The sequence below is a fragment of the Pseudomonas aeruginosa genome, from assembly GCF_001457615.1.
Classification (GTDB): domain Bacteria; phylum Pseudomonadota; class Gammaproteobacteria; order Pseudomonadales; family Pseudomonadaceae; genus Pseudomonas; species Pseudomonas aeruginosa.
The window spans coordinates 4,873,265-4,889,621 of record NZ_LN831024.1 but is presented as its reverse complement, the minus strand read 5'-3'; the positions used below and the strand labels follow the sequence as shown (position 1 = coordinate 4,889,621).

At 66.6% G+C, this 16,357-nt stretch carries 14 protein-coding genes and 1 pseudogene; 3 read left to right on the top strand and 12 right to left on the bottom strand.

What is annotated here, in order from left to right:
• Positions 1 to 2 precede the first annotated feature (2 nt).
• From AT700_RS22470 to AT700_RS22440, 7 genes are read right to left on the bottom strand one after another with little or no spacing between them, the layout of a single operon-like run.
• Positions 3 to 1,334, bottom strand: a complete 1,332-nt coding sequence (locus AT700_RS22470) for a DUF58 domain-containing protein (protein ID WP_003112779.1) — start codon at positions 1,332 to 1,334, stop codon at positions 3 to 5.
• Entirely contained in the window at positions 1,331 to 2,338 is a 1,008-nt protein-coding gene (locus AT700_RS22465; protein WP_003112780.1) for an AAA family ATPase, read from the bottom strand. The genes AT700_RS22470 and AT700_RS22465 overlap by 4 nt, the downstream gene beginning before the upstream one ends.
• A complete protein-coding gene (locus AT700_RS22460) occupies positions 2,335 to 3,606 on the bottom strand; it encodes a DUF4350 domain-containing protein (protein WP_003101165.1) in 1,272 nt (423 codons plus the stop codon). The genes AT700_RS22465 and AT700_RS22460 overlap by 4 nt, the downstream gene beginning before the upstream one ends.
• On the bottom strand, positions 3,603 to 5,174 hold the full coding sequence (locus AT700_RS22455) for a DUF4129 domain-containing protein (protein ID WP_003120854.1): 1,572 nt from the start codon (positions 5,172 to 5,174) through the stop codon (positions 3,603 to 3,605). The genes AT700_RS22460 and AT700_RS22455 overlap by 4 nt, the downstream gene beginning before the upstream one ends.
• Positions 5,161 to 6,141 (bottom strand): stage II sporulation protein M, encoded by a 981-nt coding sequence (locus tag AT700_RS22450; RefSeq protein ID WP_003093893.1) that lies wholly within the window; start codon positions 6,139 to 6,141, stop codon positions 5,161 to 5,163. The genes AT700_RS22455 and AT700_RS22450 overlap by 14 nt, the downstream gene beginning before the upstream one ends.
• Complete coding sequence (locus tag AT700_RS22445; RefSeq protein WP_003123273.1) at positions 6,138 to 6,935, bottom strand: RDD family protein; 798 nt, start codon at positions 6,933 to 6,935, stop codon at positions 6,138 to 6,140. The genes AT700_RS22450 and AT700_RS22445 overlap by 4 nt, the downstream gene beginning before the upstream one ends.
• Positions 6,936 to 6,972: 37 nt before the next feature.
• Positions 6,973 to 7,710, bottom strand: coding sequence for a hypothetical protein (locus AT700_RS22440; RefSeq protein WP_003101171.1), 738 nt, complete (start codon positions 7,708 to 7,710; stop codon positions 6,973 to 6,975).
• Positions 7,711 to 7,934: 224 nt separating this feature from the next.
• On the opposite strand from AT700_RS22440, the gene sbcB reads away from it, so the two are divergent.
• Positions 7,935 to 9,377 (top strand): exodeoxyribonuclease I, encoded by a 1,443-nt coding sequence (gene sbcB / locus AT700_RS22435; protein ID WP_010793818.1) that lies wholly within the window; start codon positions 7,935 to 7,937, stop codon positions 9,375 to 9,377.
• A gap of 84 nt (positions 9,378 to 9,461) precedes the next feature.
• On the opposite strand, the gene mvaT is transcribed toward sbcB, so the two are convergent.
• Positions 9,462 to 9,836: a histone-like nucleoid-structuring protein MvaT gene (gene mvaT, locus AT700_RS22430; protein WP_003093888.1), complete on the bottom strand. Its 375-nt coding sequence runs from the start codon at positions 9,834 to 9,836 to the stop codon at positions 9,462 to 9,464.
• Positions 9,837 to 10,095: 259 nt separating this feature from the next.
• Between mvaT and purU the strand changes: the two genes are divergently transcribed.
• Entirely contained in the window at positions 10,096 to 10,947 is an 852-nt protein-coding gene (purU, locus tag AT700_RS22425) for a formyltetrahydrofolate deformylase (RefSeq protein ID WP_003101174.1), read from the top strand.
• A gap of 49 nt (positions 10,948 to 10,996) precedes the next feature.
• On the top strand, positions 10,997 to 11,209 hold the full coding sequence (locus tag AT700_RS22420; RefSeq protein ID WP_003101176.1) for a hypothetical protein: 213 nt from the start codon (positions 10,997 to 10,999) through the stop codon (positions 11,207 to 11,209).
• On the opposite strand, the pseudogene AT700_RS22415 reads toward AT700_RS22420, so the two are convergent.
• The 4 genes and pseudogenes from AT700_RS22415 to pctB all read right to left on the bottom strand — a co-directional run bounded on the left by AT700_RS22415 (position 11,184) and on the right by pctB (position 16,257).
• Positions 11,184 to 12,184, bottom strand: a pseudogene (locus AT700_RS22415) (lysylphosphatidylglycerol synthase transmembrane domain-containing protein). The gene AT700_RS22420 and the pseudogene AT700_RS22415 overlap by 26 nt on opposite strands.
• Positions 12,181 to 12,942, bottom strand: a complete 762-nt coding sequence (locus AT700_RS22410; RefSeq protein WP_019372132.1) for a DUF2334 domain-containing protein — start codon at positions 12,940 to 12,942, stop codon at positions 12,181 to 12,183. The pseudogene AT700_RS22415 and the gene AT700_RS22410 overlap by 4 nt, the downstream one beginning before the upstream one ends.
• Positions 12,935 to 14,050 (bottom strand): glycosyltransferase family 4 protein, encoded by a 1,116-nt coding sequence (locus tag AT700_RS22405; protein WP_003110035.1) that lies wholly within the window; start codon positions 14,048 to 14,050, stop codon positions 12,935 to 12,937. Before AT700_RS22405 ends, AT700_RS22410 begins: the two co-directional genes overlap by 8 nt.
• Before the next feature lie 317 nt (positions 14,051 to 14,367).
• Positions 14,368 to 16,257, bottom strand: coding sequence for a methyl-accepting chemotaxis protein PctB (pctB, locus tag AT700_RS22400; protein ID WP_003141216.1), 1,890 nt, complete (start codon positions 16,255 to 16,257; stop codon positions 14,368 to 14,370).
• Between the last annotated feature and the right edge of the window lie 100 nt (positions 16,258 to 16,357).

The following is a 16,357-nucleotide window of genomic DNA, read 5'->3' as shown; positions in this document are numbered from 1 at the left end:
CGTCAAAGCACGCCGGCGCGCTTCCAGCCCAGGTAGCGGCTGATCAGCTCCGGCCCGAGTTCGCTGGGACGCGCATCGAGCACTGGCACGCCGTGGGCCGCGAGCTTCTCGTGGAGGCCGTTGCGCGCATTCAGGTAGTCGATGGTGCCGGTGTAGGCGAGCGCCTGCTCGTAGCGGGCGACCGGCTCGTGGCGCAGGGTGTCGAGCACTTCCTCGCGCAGGCTGGCGACCAGCACCCGGTGCTGGCGGCCCAGGCGTTTCACCGCGCCGAGCAGTTCTTCGTCGTCCTCGTCGCGCAGGTTGGTTACCAGGATCACCAGGGCCCGCCGCCGCTGGCGGGACAGCACCGCCTGCACGGCTTCCGGGAAATCGGCGGGACGCTGGCTGGTCTGCAGGTCGTAGACGGTGTTGAGCAGCGCGCCGAGCTGGGCGCTGCCCTTGCCCGGCGGGAGATGCCGGCGGTCGTCGCCGGCGAAGGTCATGGCGCCCACCGCGTCGCCCTGGCGCAGGGCCACGTAGGCCAGCAGCAGGCTGGCGTTGAGGGCATGGTCGAAGTGCGACAGGTCGCCGTCCTGGCTGCGCATGCGGCGGCCGCAGTCGAGCAGGAAGAGGATCTGCTGGTCGCGTTCGTCCTGGTATTCGCGGGCGATCGGCGTGCGTTTGCGAGCGGTGGCCTTCCAGTCGATCTGGCGCAGGGTGTCGCCGTCGCGGAATTCGCGCAACTGGTGGAACTCCAGGCCGAGGCCGCGGCGCTGGCCGCCGCGTACGCCGATCTGGTTGAGCCAGTGGTCGACCGCCATCAGTTCGGCGCCGTAGAGGCGGGCGAAGTCCGGGTAGACGCGGGTCTCGCCGCGTGCTTCCAGGTAGCGGCGCTGCCGCCACAGGCGCAGCGGGCTGGGCAGTTCCAGCTCGCAGCGGGGAAACACGAAGTGACCGCGGTTGAGCGGCCGCACCCGGTAGCCGACCTCGGTGCTTTCGCCCGGGCGCAGTTCGACCTCCTGCGGCAGGTACTCGAAATCCATGCCGGCCGGCAGGTGATCGAACAGGGTCAGGCGAACCGGACGCCGATAGGTGTGCTGCAGATGCAGGCGCACTTCGCTCCAGCGCCCCAGCGGCAGGTTGCCGCTGAGCTGGCGGCTCAGCTTCGGCACCGCCTGGCGGCGCGCCCACAGGGCGTCCAGCAGGCCGAGCAGGAGCAGCGCGGCGAGCGCCGCCCACCAGAATGTATGCAGTTGCGCAGGCAACCGCTGGCCGAGCGCCGACAGGCTGCCCAGGCCGATGGCCAGCAGCAGGAGCGCGGCGAACAGCGCCAGCAGGGCGCGCGATGGCTTCATACGCGGGGGGCCGGTACCTGGTCGAGCAACTGTTGCAGGACCTGGTCCACCGACAGCCCCTCGATGTCCAGCTCCGGAGACAGCCGGACCCGATGGCGCAGGACCGCCAGGGCACAGCCCTTGATGTCGTCCGGCACCACGAACTCGCCGCCGCGCAGCAGCGCCCGCGCCCGGCCGCAACGGACCAGGGCGATCGACGCGCGAGGTCCGGCGCCGAGGGCCAGGCCCGGCCAGTTGCGGGTGGTGCGGGCCAGGCGCACGGCATAGTCGAGGACCTGGTCGTCGATCGGCAGGTCGCTGGCGATCCGCTGCAGGGCGAGAACGTCCTTGTCCTTCAGCAGCGGCCGCAGGTTGGCTACGTCGAGCATGTCGCTGCGCGCGGAGCGGGTCACCTGGCGCACCAGGGTCTGTTCCTCGGCTTCGGCCGGGTAATCGATGCGCAGCTTGAGCATGAAGCGGTCGAGTTCGGCTTCCGGCAGCGGATAGGTGCCTTCCTGCTCGATCGGGTTCTGCGTCGCCAGCACCATGAACGGCTGCGGCACCGGCAGGGCGCGTCCTTCCAGGGTGACCTGGCGCTCCTGCATCACTTCCAGCAGGGCGGCCTGGGTCTTGGCCGGCGCGCGGTTGATCTCGTCCGCCAGCAGCAGGTGGGTGAACACCGGCCCCTTGCGCAGCTTGAACTGCTCGCTGGCGAGGTCGTATACGGCGTGGCCGGTGACGTCGCTGGGCATCAGGTCGGGGGTGAACTGGATGCGCGCGAAGCCGCCGTCGAAGCAGCGCGCCAGGGCGCGTACCAGCAGGGTCTTGCCGAGCCCCGGCACGCCTTCCACCAGCACGTGGCCGCCGGCGAGCAACGCGGTGAGCACGTCGTCGATCACTGCGCCCTGGCCGATCAGGGCTTTCTGCAGTTCGGTGCGCAGGGCCTGGGCCAGCTGGCTGGCGCGCTGGCGCTGGAGCGCCGGGTTGGGCGCGGTGCTCGGTTGTTCGGGCGTCTGTTCGCTCATAGGGCATTCCTGAGGCTTTGCAGGTGGGCGACCTGGCGGGTGAAGTCGGCAGCGGAAAGGCGCTGCGCCGGATATGGGCGCATGGCCTGGCTGATGGCGCTGGGTGGCAGGCGGGTCATGCGCCCGAGGATCTGCCATTGCTCGGCGACGCCGAGCTGTTCGAAACCGGGGTGGCGACGCCGCGCCCTGCGCAGGATGTCGCGTTGCAGACCGTGCAGCAAGGCGACGTGGCCGCGCTGGCGGAGGAGGAAGTCGGCGCCGGCGCGCAGGTGTTCCTCCAGTTGCCGGCGCGAACGGCTGGCCACCGGCTGCAAGGGACCCTGGCGCAGCCCTGCGCGCCACAGGCCGGCGAGCAACAACAGCAGCGCTGCCGCCAGGGCCTCGGGGAAGTGGCGGGCGAGCAGGGTGGCGAGGCTGTCGCGTTCGGCGCGGTAGAGCAGGGTCACCTGGTTGTCCTGGGTCAGGTACCAGAGCAGCCAGGCGTTGTCGTACTGCTCGATGTTGCGGTTCTGCCAGATCCAGGCGTCGGTGAGCACCGTGACCAGGCCCTTGCCGTGCTGCATCTGCAACAGGTGGGTGGCGTCGCCGCTGTTGGCCCAGGCGTAGGCGTGGTTCTGCGGATCGTAGAGGTGGTAGTCGGGATCGAAGCCGATGTAGGCCGGCGAGCGCTCGTTTTCCAGGTACAGGCGGGTCAGTGCGGAATAGTCCGGCACGCTGTCGGCGGGCTCTTCTTCCTCGCCGGCGGCTTCCTCCGGCGGCGCTTCGGTCGCATGGTCGTCGACGCTACCTTCGTCGGCGTCGGCGTCGGCGGTTTCCTCGCTGGCCCGGTCCTGGCTGTCGTCGAAGTCCTCGGTCAGGTACTGGCGGATATCCAGGCTGTCGAGCAGCAGGTCGCCGCTCTTCTTCTCGTCCTCGTCCCACAGGCGTTCGGCGATCAGCACCAGGTGCCCGCCCTGCTCGCTCCATTGCAGCAGGCGGCGAGCCTGGCCGGGAGTCATGCCGGAGCGGCTGCCGAGCAGGAGCAGGGTATGCCCGGAGGGCGGCAGCTCCTTGAGGACCTCAAGGCCGTCGGCGCGGCTCACCGTGACCCCCTGCTTGCGCAGGAACAGTTCGGCGGCCAGGTAGGGATTGCGCCGGGCCTCCGGCGATGGGCCGAGGTCGATCGTCTCCGTATAGGGTTGCAGGCGGCTGGCCAGGAAGATCGCCAGCAGCCCGGCCAGCAGCAGGAGCACGGCAAGCAGCAGGAAGCGCGCGCGCCGGCTCATCATGGCTTGGCTCCCGCGGCGAAAAGGCTGCGCCAGCCGTCGCAGAGGCGCTGGCGAGCGTCGTCGGCCGGCAGCCGGTGGCCGTAGGCGAGCGCCTGCCATTGGGCGGTCAGCAGTTGGCTGTAGTGCAGCAGCGGCCGTTGTTGCTCCAGTCCTTCGACCAGACGCAGGACCTCGCCCTCGGTATGGGAGCCCTTCAACGGCAGGCGGTAGTCATGCAGCAGTCGGCTGAGCAGCCCGCGGTAGAGCAGGCCGAGGGCTTCCCGTGGTTTCTCGTTCCAGAGCCGTTCGGCGTTGCCGGCGATGTCGTCGGGCAGGCTTTCCGGACTGAGATCGAGGCCGAACATCACCGTCGGCGCTTCGCGGCGGGCCCGTTGCGGCAAGCCCAGGTTGCCGACGAACAGGCGCAGCCATTCACGGTAGCGCCAGACCAGCAGGAACACCGCGCTGAACAGCAGCGCCCAGAGCAGCACTTCGATGACCTGCGCCGCGTGACGGAACGGCACCCAGTTGGCCAGGGCCTCGAAGAATGCCTTGAGCCGCTCTTCGTCCTCCTTGCGGCTGTCCTTTTTCTCGGTCTTGTCGCCGAAGCGCCAGCCCGTAACGGTCTCGCTGTTCTTGAACGGCGCGCCGTCGACGATCGCCCGGATCTGCTTGCCGGCCTGTTCGCTGTTGAGTTTCTGCCGCAGCAGGCGGGCCTGCTCGGGCGGCAGCTCGGCTTCGCCGGCGCTGGTGGCGGCCGCCGGCTCGGCGTAGGCGGAAGGGGCGGGCAGCCAGGCCAGCGAAGCGGTCAGGCCGAGCAGCAGGACATAGGCGCTGCCGACCAGACGCTGGCGCAGGCGGCGGAACACCAGCTCGATGTCCCAGGCCTCCAGTTCGGTGCGCCGGTTCAGGTAGAGGGTGAAGCCGCAGGCCACGTAGATCGGCTCCCAGACTACCAGCACCAGGACGTAGAGCAGGTTCGACAGGTGCTCCAGCCAGAGCCACTCGCCGGCTTCCGGGTCGAGCAGGCTCTGCCAGTTCCAGTCGATCTCGTTCTGCGCCGGGATCAGCAGGTAGAGAAGCATGGCGAAGCCGGCCCAGAGCGCCATTTCCAGGTGCACGCCGACCACGGTCAGCCAGGTCGCGCCGCCGGCGTTGCGCTGGGACAATACGATCAGGCGCTGGCTGCGGGGCTCCCCGGCGAGCCCTTCCAGTTGCAGGACCGGCAGGTCGAAGCTGCGCGTCGGACTGAAGCGGCGCCACAGCAGGCTGGCCGGCAACTGCTTCCTCAGCAGGGCGGGATAGGCGCGCAGGGCCTGCCTCAGGGTTGGCGTATCGCCGAACAGGGCGTGCGAGAGAATGTACAGCGGCAGCCGTTCGAAGGCCGGCTTGAGCCACCAGAAGATCAGGATCGCCAGGGTCGGATGCTGCCACAGCAGGAGGCTGAGCACGGCGAACAGCGGCAGGGTCAGCAACGCCCAGCTGCCCATCAGCAGGCGCGCATGGCGATGCGCCAGGAGGATGCCGAGGTCGAGCGCTTCCCAGGCGCTGCGCGGGCGGATCGCCACGCTGGCGTCAGTCAGGCGCATGGCGGCTCCGTCCGGCGAACAGGAAGTAGCTGCCGACCAGCAGCCAGAGGACCGCGCCGACCGCGTACTTCACCCGCGGCTCGAAATGACTGATGGAAGACCAATAGGCCTCGGTGAAGGCCGCCAGCAGCAACAGCACGATCACCCCGGCGATCAGTTGCACGCTGCGCCGGGCGGCCAGCCGCAGGGCTTCGCCGCGGGTCAGGCGACCTGGCGCGAGCAGCGCCCAGCCGAGCTTGAGGCCGGCGGCGCCGGCGAAGGTGATGGCGGTCAGTTCGAACGCGCCGTGGCCGATGACGAACGGCCAGAAGGTCTGCACGTAGCCGATCTGCGTCAGGTGGCCGGCCACCGAACCGATCATCAGGCCATTGAACAGCAGGAAGAACAGGCTGCCGAGTCCCAGCAGCACGCCGCTGGCGAAGGTCTGAAAGGCGATGCCGATGTTGTTCATGATGTAGAAGCCGAACATTTCCCAGTCGTCGCTGGTGTCGCGTGCCCCCAACGGACCCAGGCGGGTGGTTTCCGGGGCGTACATAGACTCCATCTCGCTGACCTTGTCCGGGCTGACCACGCTGTAGATCAGGTCGGGAAAGTGATAGACCAGCAGCCCCATGAGCAGGGCGCTGCCGTAGAACAGCAGGCTGGCCACGGCGATGCTGCGCCACTCCTCGCGGACCAGGCGCGGCAGGCCGGCGAGCAGGAAGCCGAGGATGCGGCTGCCGAGGTGGCTGCGGTGCCGGTAGAACTGCTGATGGCCGCGCATCGCCAGTTGCTGCAACTGGTCGATCAGGTGACTGCTGTAGCCGCGCTCCTGGGCCAGCGCCAGTTGCTGGCAGAGGCGCCGGTAATCGGCGGCGAAGTCGTCGCTGGAGCCTTCCAGCTTCTTGCCTTTCTCGAGGAAGGCGAGGCGTTTGTCGAAGCGTTGCCAGGCGGCCTGGTGGCGCTGTTCGAAGAGGCTCTGTTTCATGCGCTCTCCTGACGCAGGCCGAGAAAGCCGCGGGCGATGCCGTTGATCTCGGCCTGGGCGCGTACCGGCTCGACGCCCAGCGGTTCGGCGAGAATGCCCGCCAGTTCCTCGCGGCGTGCCGAGGAAAGCGCCGCGCCGCGTTCGGCGAAACCGAGGAAGGCGCGCTGTTCTTCCAGGCTCATGGGGAAGGGCGGCAGTTGCGGCTCGACGTCAGGCAGGCTGGGCCGGCTCAGTTCGGGTTCGCGGTAGACCACCAGGGTGCCGGCGGCGATGTCGCCCAGGCGCTTGAAGGCCGGATGGTTCAGGCAACAGAGCAGACCGAGGGCGTAGCCGAAGGGCAGGATGTCGGCGAAGCGCAGCAGGTTGCGCAGCAGCGACGCGGCCCAGCCCACCGGAGTGCCGTCGTCGTGGACGACGCGCAGTCCCATCATCTGCTTGCCGGGCGAGCGGCCCTGGTTGAGCACCTCGAAGAGGACCATGTACCACCAGGTCATGATGAAGGTCAGCAGCAGGCCGAGGCCGGCGCCGAGCTTGCCGAGGAACGCCAGGCCGAGCATCAGCACCAGCATGATCAGGCCGCGGATGCAGAGGTCGATGGTATAGGCCAGGGCCCGGGGGACGACGCCGGCGGGACGCAGGAGCAGGTCGATGCCTTCCGGCGTTTCCACGTGGTAGTGGGTGTCGAGGACCTCGGCGCCTGGCCGGGAGGCGGGCGCGACGAGGCGAGCGGCTGCGTTCGGTGGCATCGGGGGGCCGTGTCGGGGAAAGTCAGATGCTAGCCAGCGTGGCGTCATCAGGCAACCGGGCCGCCGCGACGGCCCGGTCTGCACCTCAGTTGCCCAGTGGGCGAACGCCGAAGATGGTGCGGTAGAGAATACCCATGGAGACGACGAACAGCGGGCCGGTCCAGATCAGGCCGATGAACAGCGGGATCATGCTCACCAGCATCAGCAGGCTCAGCACCAGCAGCAGGCCGAACACCTTGAACCAGTGGCGGCTGATGGCCTTGCGCGAGGTTTCCAGGGCCTGCCAGGGCGTCAGGCCGCGCTCGGCCACCAGCGGCAGGGCGAGCATGTAGGCGACGCTCAGGTAGAGACCGGGGATGATCAGCAGGAAGAAGCCGACGTAGACCATCAGCATCATCAGCAGGCCGGTGAGCAGCAGCGGCACCAGCATGCCGAAGTAGTTGAACATTTCGTTGAAGGTCGCCGGCTGGTCGGCGGCGCGGCGGATGCCGATCATGGTCAGGCCGGTGAAGAACGGGTAGCCCACCGCCGTGGCGACCAGGCTGGCGATCATCTGGCCGACCGCGAAGGCGATGGGATCGGCCTCGCTCATCAGGCCGATACCGCCGAAGAGCAGGGTGAGGATGAAGGTGATGGTCTGGATCACCACGCTGTAGACCACGAAGGCGCCGATCAGGATGCCTTTGACGCCCTTGATCTTGGCCCAGGCTTCGCTGATCACGTCGCCGATGCGGAAGTCGTAGTCGCCGATGACCGGCGGCACCGCCTGGGTCGGTTGCAGGGCGCTGGCGGGGGTGGCGTAGGGATTGCTGGTGTCGTTCATGGTGCTGTCCTTGTCAGTGAAACGGGCATCCGTGCGAGCGGAATGCTAGCGAGGGCGGAGGGGACAACGCAAGGTTCGGATGGCAGATATGCGCACTGACGCGCCCTGGCGGGCCGTGCCTACGGCGCTTTCCGTGAGTTCGTTGGAAAACCTGGAAATCCCCGAAGTGGGTCGCGAGCTTCGCGGCAGTCACTGGTAGACTGCCCGGTGCCGCCAGAAAGGGAATGACCGTGAACGCGAGTATTTTTTGGTACGACTACGAAACCACCGGCATCGACCCTCGCCGCGACCGGCCGTTGCAGATCGCCGGGATCCGCACGGACGAGGCGCTGAACGAGATCGGCGAGCCGATGAACCTGTATTGCCGTCCCAGCGACGATATCCTGCCCCACCCTATGGCTTGCCTGATCACCGGCATCACTCCCCAGCGGCTGGCCGAGCGGGGGCTGTCCGAGGCCGACTTCATGACCCGGGTACACGCCCAGCTGGCGCAGCCGGCGACCTGCGTGGCCGGCTACAACTCCCTGCGCTTCGACGACGAAGTGACGCGCTACAGCCTGTACCGCAACTTCTTCGATCCCTACGCCCGCGAGTGGCAAGGCGGCAATAGCCGCTGGGACCTGATCGACATGGTCCGTACCGCCTATGCCCTGCGCCCGGAGGGCATCCAGTGGCCGCAGCTGGACGGCCGGCTGTCGCTGAAGCTGGAAATGCTCACCGCGGCGAACGGCCTGGAGCATGGGCAGGCCCACGACGCGCTTTCCGATGTCCGCGCCACCATTGCCCTGGCCCGCCTGATCCGTCAGCGCCAGCCGCGCCTGTACGATTACCTCTACCAGTTGCGCAGCAAGCACAAGGTGCTCGACCAGGTACGCCTGCTGCAGCCGCTGGTGCATGTCTCCGGACGCTTTTCCGCGGAGCGCCATTTCCTCTCGGTGGCCCTGCCGCTGGCCTGGCACCCGCGCAACCGCAATGCTCTGATCGTCTGCGACCTCTGCGCCGATCCCGCGCCGCTGCTGGAGTTGTCGGCCGAGGACTTGCGCAGGCGCCTGTATACCCGTCGCGACGAACTGGCCGAGGGCGAGTTGCCGGTGCCGCTGAAGCAGATCCAGGTCAACCGTTGCCCGGTGGTGGCGCCGCTGTCGGTATTGCGCGCCGAGGATCGCCAGCGAACCGGCATCGAACTCGATGAGTGCCAGCAAAAAGCCGAGCTGTTGCGCCAGCATCAAACCGTCTGGGCGGACAAACTGACAGCGCTATATGGCGAAGAAAGTTTCTCCGCCAGCGACGACCCCGAGCAACAGTTGTATGACGGATTTATTGGCGATCGGGATCGACGCCTTTGTGAACAGCTGCGCCTTGCCGAACCGGAGCAATTGGCCAAAGAACAATGGCCCTTCGACGATGCCCGTTTGCAGGAGTTGTTCTTCCGCTATCGTGCGCGAAATTTCCCGGAAACTTTAAATGTGGCCGAGCGCCAACAATGGGAAAGCTTCTGCCGCAATCGTTTGTCCCATGAAGAATACGGCGCACCGAATACTTTGCCGGCCTTCGAGGCGGCGCTGGAGGCTTGTCGGCAAGAGCAGGGCGGCACATTGCCGGCGGTACTTGCGGCCTGGCGCGATTACGCCGCGGAACTGCGTCAACGCTATTCGCTGGAGACTTGAGGGCGCAGGCAGAGGAGCCGATACAATCCGGCGGAAATGAAAAACGCCAGCACTGGGCTGGCGTTCTTCGTGGAACTGACTGGTTTAGCCGAGCAGGGTGGCCCAGCTCTCGACGGCCTCGGGGCCCCACTTGGCTTTCCACTCTTTCAAAGTCTTGTGGTTGCCGCCCTTGGTCTCGATGACTTCGCCGGTGTGCGGGTTCTTGTACTGCTTGACCTTGCGCGCGCGCTTGCCGGCAGGCGCCTTGGCAGTGCGGGTGCTCTTGCCGATCTTGGCGTCCGGATCGAGCAGGGAAATCACGTCACGCAGGGACTTCTGGTAAGTGCCCATCAGCGTGCGCAGCTTCTCTTCGAATTCCAGTTCTTTTTTCAGTTTGTCGTCTTGTTCCAGGGACTTCAGGCGCTCCTGAAGTTCCTTGATGGCTTCTTCCGTGGCGCGATATTCGTTGATCAGGGACATGTCAGGTACCTTGTCTGTGCTGAGTGGCGGTGGCGGGCATGTAAGTAGATTCAATAATAGTCAGGGCGAAACTGTAAGTAAACCGCGATGAAAACTTTTCTCGATGAAATTCAAAGTAATTAATTCCGCATCGGGATTGCCCTGTTGTGCGGGTTTATTCTCTCGCGCAACAGCCTGTCGAAAGACCTTCGCCGAGGCTGAACTTTTCCCGCCATGCCGCTAGAATGGCGGCCTTTCGCGATGTTTCTGGAGTATACCCATGCGCACTTTTCGGCTGGTGATCGCCTGTCCCGACGGGGTCGGGATCGTTGCCAAGGTGAGTAACTTCCTGGCCACCTACAATGGCTGGATCACCGAAGCCAGCCATCATTCCGACAACGATAACGGCTGGTTCTTCATGCGCCACGAGATCCGTGCCGACTCTCTGCCGTTCGACCTGGATGGCTTCCGCCAGGCTTTCGCCCCGATCGCCCGCGAATTCTCCATGGAATGGCGGATCACCGATTCCGAGGTGAAGAAGCGCGTGGTGCTGATGGCCAGCAAGGAGTCCCATTGCCTGGCCGATCTGCTGCACCGCTGGCACAGCGGCGAACTGGACTGCGAGATTCCCTGCGTGATCGCCAACCACGACGACCTGCGCAGCATGGTCGAGTGGCACGGCATCCCGTATTTCCACGTTCCCGTCGATCCGCAGGACAAGCAGCCGGCCTTCGATGAAGTTTCCCGGCTGATCGACGAACATGGCGCCGACTGCATCGTCCTGGCTCGCTACATGCAGATCCTGCCGCCGGACCTGTGCCGCAAGTACGCCCACCAGGTGATCAACATCCACCACAGCTTCCTGCCGTCCTTCATCGGCGCCAAGCCGTATCACCAGGCGTCGAAGCGCGGGGTCAAGCTGATCGGCGCGACCAGCCATTACGTGACCGAGGAACTGGATGCCGGTCCGATCATCGAGCAGGACGTGGTGCGGGTCACTCACCGCGACAACGTCGAAGACATGGTGCGGCTGGGCAAGGATGTGGAAAAACTGGTGCTCGCGCGCGGACTGCGCTATCACCTGGAAGACCGCGTACTGGTACACGGCAACAAGACGGTGGTGTTCGACTGAGTCGGCTTCCCTGGAATGCCGGCCAGGGCCGGCACCCGGAGGAACGAACATGAGCGATCCCAGGTCGGCGGGCACCGCCAGCCCGCCACCGACCCTCGGCGAGGGTTGCACAAGCCGTTACGACATCGACGCCCTCGGCGACGAGGACGGAACCGAGTTTCCCGGCGCGGCCGAACTCTGGCGGCGTATCCAGGAGAGCGCCAGCGAGACGGGCGAGGCTGACGCCGAGGATACGCTCAGGAAGAAGCCTCGCGACTGCTGATCAGCTTCTTCAGCAGCGGACGTCCGGCGAGCACGGCGAACACCGGGCCGCCGGCGACGAGGTAGAAATAGAAGGTCACCGCTCGCCAGATGACGATGGCCGCCGCCGCCGTCGACTTGCCGATCATGGGGCCAGCAGGGCCGCCGAGGTCAGCTCGGTGCCGCCGGCGCCGCCGGGGATCAGCGATAGCTGTCCGGCGCTGAGCGAGACCATCTGGATCAGGAAGGTCCAGGCCCACTGGATATCCACTCCCAGGCCGCGCAGGGTCAGATCGAGCACGCTGAAGCGCAGTAGCCAGTGCGTACTGCTGAGAAGGAAGACCGCCAGCAGGCGTCGTTTCGGCAGGCGCAGGCTGTCGTGCAGGGCAATGCGGAAATGCAGGATCTTGCGGCCCCAGTGCAGGCGCTTGCGCGATGACACGCCGAGCCGTGCCAGAACCCGCCCGTTGAAGCGGATCACCTGGTGCAGGTAGCGGATCAGCATTACCGCGCCGACGAACAGGCCGACCAGGAATACCGCGCTGAAGATCAGGCTCGATTCCATGTTCGGGCTCAGCGAATGGCTGAGGGCATAGATCAGGATCGCGCCGAGAGCGCAGAGGAAGAACGTCAGGTCGGCCAACTGGTCGACCGCGAACACCGCGCTGGTCTGTGCCGGGCGCAGGCCGCGCCGGGCCAGCAGCGCCATCAGGGTCAACGGCCCGCCGCTGCCGCCCGGAGTGGCGCAGAAAGCGAATTCGCTGGCCATGATGATGCCGACGCTCTGCAATTGCCCGAGCTTGCCGGCGCGCCCGGCGAGCAGCAGGCGCAGGCGCAGGCCGTTGATGAACCAGCAGACCACGATCATGCCGAACATCAGCAGCAGACTGTCCAGCGGGAAGGCGCGCAAGCGCGGGAACATGTCGCTGCCGCCGAGCACCAGCGGAATCAGCGAGGCACCGATCAAACCGAACAGCAGTAACCAGCCTCGACTCATGCCGCGCGGTCCAGGGCGAGGTGGCGCTCCAGCCAGTCGATCTTGGTCAACGGCTGGCGCCCCTCGGACAGCAGGGTGCGCAGGGTACGCAGCCAGTATTCGCGGGAAAAGCGATGGCGCATGTCGACCGGATGGAGTCCGAGACGGATCACCGGCGCTGCGCGCCAGGCCCGGCGGCGCTGCTCGCTGAGCGCCCAGGAGAGGCCGCGACGCCAGGCACTGCGCGCGCTCCAGACCAGGCCGGGGGCCTCGATCGTTTGCAGGTGGGGAAGCAGATACAGGTTGGACGGGTCGCTGGTGTAGCGCAGCCCGCTCTCGCCGAGCGCCTGGCGGGTGCCGGCGCTCATAAGCCAGGCCGGCGCGACGAAACCGTGCAGCGGCCATCCGCGGCGGCGGAACAGCTCGATGCCGGCGGCCAGGCGGGCCTTGGCCTCGGCGTGGTCGAGGGCATAGAACTCTCCCTCCCAGGTGTAGATGCGACGCATGAAGTATTGCCCTGGAGTACGCGGTGGTGGGGCGTCATCGTAGTGATAGAAGCCGTGGAGAGCCAGTTCGTCACCCCGGGTTACCCGCCGCGAGAGCAGTTTGCAGAACTTTTCGTCGGCTTCCAGCGGGTTGCGATGGTGGAAGTCGGGCACTACCAGCCAGGTCATGGGGACCTCACCGAGCGCGTCCACGGCCTCGACGAAGGGCCGGTAGTCCGGCCAGGTTTCCGGGGCCACGTCGTGCAACACCAGCAGCAGGCTGCGTTCAGCCATAGCGCGGGAACCTCGCCTCGCTGTCGCCGAGTACCGCGTGGTAGTGCAGGAGCAGACCGGCGACCACCGCGTCCCAGGCATGCTGGCGCTCGACGTGACGGCGGGCGCGCTGGCCGCGCAGCTCGACGTCGTGGCTGAACAGTTCGCGCACCGCGCAGGCCATGGCGTCGCCGTTGTTCGGTGCGCAGAGCACGCCGCAACGCTCCGGGACTATTTCCGCCAGTGCCCCGGCGCGCACCGCCACCACCGGAATGCCGCTGGCCATCGCTTCGAGTGCGACCAGGCCGAAGGTCTCCTGGTCACCGGCGTGCAGCAGCGCGTCGCTGCTCGCCAGCAGGCGGGCGACTTCGCGGCTGTCGCAGAAATGGTCGACCACGCTGGTGTTGCGCGGAACCCGGGTCGGCATGTTGGAACCCACCAGCAACAGGTGATAGCCGTCGCCGAGGCGCTGGATGGCGTCGAGCAGTACCGGCAGGTTCTTTTCCCGCGAACCGCGCCCTGCGAACACCAGCAGGCGGGTTTCCTCGTCCAGGCCGAGTTCCTGGCGCAGCCCCGGATCGCGGTTGCTCGGATGGAAGGTGACCAGGTCGACGCCCAGCGGTTGTACATGCACGTCGGCGACGCCCAGGCGCATCAGCTTTTCCGCCATTACCCGGCTGGGGGCCAGGACCCGGTCGAAGTGGCCGTACAGCTTGCTGACGTAGTTGTCCGCGTTGGTGCCGAGCCAGGCGCCCATGCGATTGCTCACCAGCAGCGGCAGGTCGGAGTGGTAGAAGCCGATCACCGGCACGTCCAGCCGACGTCGCGCGTCGAGCGCCGCCCAGGCGGTGAGGTACGGGTCGCCGACCTCGATCAGGTCCGGTTGCAGATTGCGCAGCACCTTGCGCCAGGGGCCGCGACGGAGAGGGAAGCGGTAGCCATTGCCGAATGGCAGCGGCGGCGCCGGCACCTCGTGGATGCCGTTCGCCTGGCGATAGCCGGCGCCGGGAACCAGCACGCTGTGGCGAATGCCGGGATAGTGCCAGAGATGGCGATGCTTGGCTTCGAGATAGGTGCGTACCCCCCCGCTGGCAGGCGCGTAGAACATGGTCATATCGGCGATGTGCACGATGGGCCTTCCTCCGTTGAGCTTGTTCCTTCTGCCACTCAGTGGACCACCGGCGCCGGCAGTCGTTCGAACGGTGTGCGGGAGCCATGGGTAGCTTCAAGTCTAGGAAAGAAAGCGCGAGCCGGCGCGTTCGGGGCAGCCAGCGCGGGAATAGGTCGCAGAGGGAGCGGGCGGAGAGGAAGGCATGCCTCGGGAGGCATCCTGGCAGGATAAGGGTGAACAACGCCGTTGGCGTTGTTCACTCTACGAATGGCCGGGGGTAGGGCGGATAGCCGCGGCGCGATTATCCGCCGGTTCGGCTACGGCTCGGGCAGTGCTTAGATCTTGAAGCTGTCCACCAGCTGGCGCAGGCGCCCGGCCTGGGTTTCCAGCTCGCCGCAGGCGCGCAGGGTGGCCTGGAGGTTCTCCACGCCTTCCTGGTTGAGGGTGTTGATCTCGGTGATGTCCATGTTCAGCGAATCGACCACCGCGGTCTGCTCCTCGGTGGCGGTGGCCACCGACTGGTTCATCCCGTCGATCTCGGCGATCCGTCCGGTGACACTGCTCAGGCGTTCGCCGGCACGGTTGGCGATCTCCACGCTCTCCAGGCTGTAGCGCTGACTCTCGGTCATGGTGCTGACCGCTTCCTGGGCGCCGATCTGCAGTTCCTCGATCATCTTCTGGATCTGCTGGGCCGACTCCTGGGCGCGGTGGGCCAGGTTGCGCACCTCGTCGGCGACCACCGCGAAGCCGCGTCCGGCCTCGCCGGCGCGGGCGGCTTCGATGGCGGCGTTGAGGGCGAGCAGGTTGGTCTGCTCGGAGATGCCCTTGATCACTTCGAGGATCTGGCCGATGTTCACCGTGCGGCTGTTGAGGGCCTCGATGTTGGCGCAGGAGGCGCTGATCTTCTCGGAAAGCTCGTTCATCGCGCGGATGGTCTGCTCGACCACCTGCTTGCCGTCTTCGGCCTGGTGGTTGGCGTCGGACGCATGGTGCGAGGCATCGGCGGCGTTGCGGGCGATTTCCTGGGCGGCGGCACCGAGTTCGTTGATCGCCGCGGCGACGCTGTTGGTACGGTTGGACTGCTCGTCGGAGTTGGCCATCGAAGAGTTCGAGGCGTTCACCACCAGTTGCGCCACGTCGTGCAGTTGACGGGCGGTGCCGGCGACCTCGCGGATCGATTCGTGGATACGCTCGACGAAGCGGTTGAAGGAAATGGCCAGGACCCCGAATTCATCGTTGCTGGTGACCTTCAGGCGCTTGGTCAGGTCGCCTTCGCCCTGGGCGATGTCCTGCATGGCGCGGCCCATGTCGGTGAGCGGTTGCATCAGTACGCGGATCAGCATGCCGAGGAGGAGGACGATGGCGACCACCGCGATCAGCGCGGCGACGATCGCCGAGGTACGCAGCTTGGTGAGCATGGCATAGGCCTTGTCCTTGTCCACCGAGATGCCGATGTACCAGTCCAGGCCGGACAGGCCCTTGACCGGAGAGAAACTGAGGATCCGGGTGTTGCCGTGCAGCTCGGCCTCGCTGAAGCCGCTGCCGATCTTCGGCGTGTTGCGTGGGTAGACGTCGCTGAGGCTCTTCATGACCTGGTCCTTGTCCGGATGGACGAGGATCTTGCCGTCGCCGCTGACCAGGAAGGCGTAGCCCATGCCGCCGAAGTCCAGCGAGTTGATGATCTTCACCACCGTCTGCAGGCTGAGGTCGCCGCCGACCACGCCGAACGGCTGGCCGCCCTGGCGCGCCGGGCTGGCGATGGTCAGTACCAGCTCGTGGATGGCCGGCTCCATGTAGGGTTCGGTGAGGGTGGTCTGGCCGGCGCTGGTGGCGGCGTTGTACCAGGGGCGGCGGCGCGGGTCGTAGTCGGCCGGCAGGTCGCTGGTGGGGCGCGCGGTGTAGGTGCCGTCGGTCTGCCCCAGGTAGGTGAAGAGGAAGGTCGAGCCCAGCAGCGGCTGTTCCAGCAGGGCCTGGGTGGTCTCCGGGCTGTGGTCGCGGGCCAGGGTCTGGGCCAGGTTCTCGATCAGCAGGATGCGCCCGCTCAGCCAGTTCTGCACGTTGCTGGCGGTGATCTCGCCCATTTCGTGCAGGTAGTCCTCCAGGTCCTCGCGGATCGAGGTGCGCTGCAGGGAGTCGTTGTAGAGGGTGAAGAGGGAGAAGGTCGCGATCACCACCAGCGCGGCGGCGAGCAGGATCTTGTGGCTGAACTTGAGACTTTTGATCATGGTTTCTTGCATCCGGGAGGCGCGGGCGCGCTGTCGTGAACAGCCCCAGTTGGATCGCAACTGCAAGGCTTGCCGTGTCTGTCGGCGGCAAGCCCGGAAG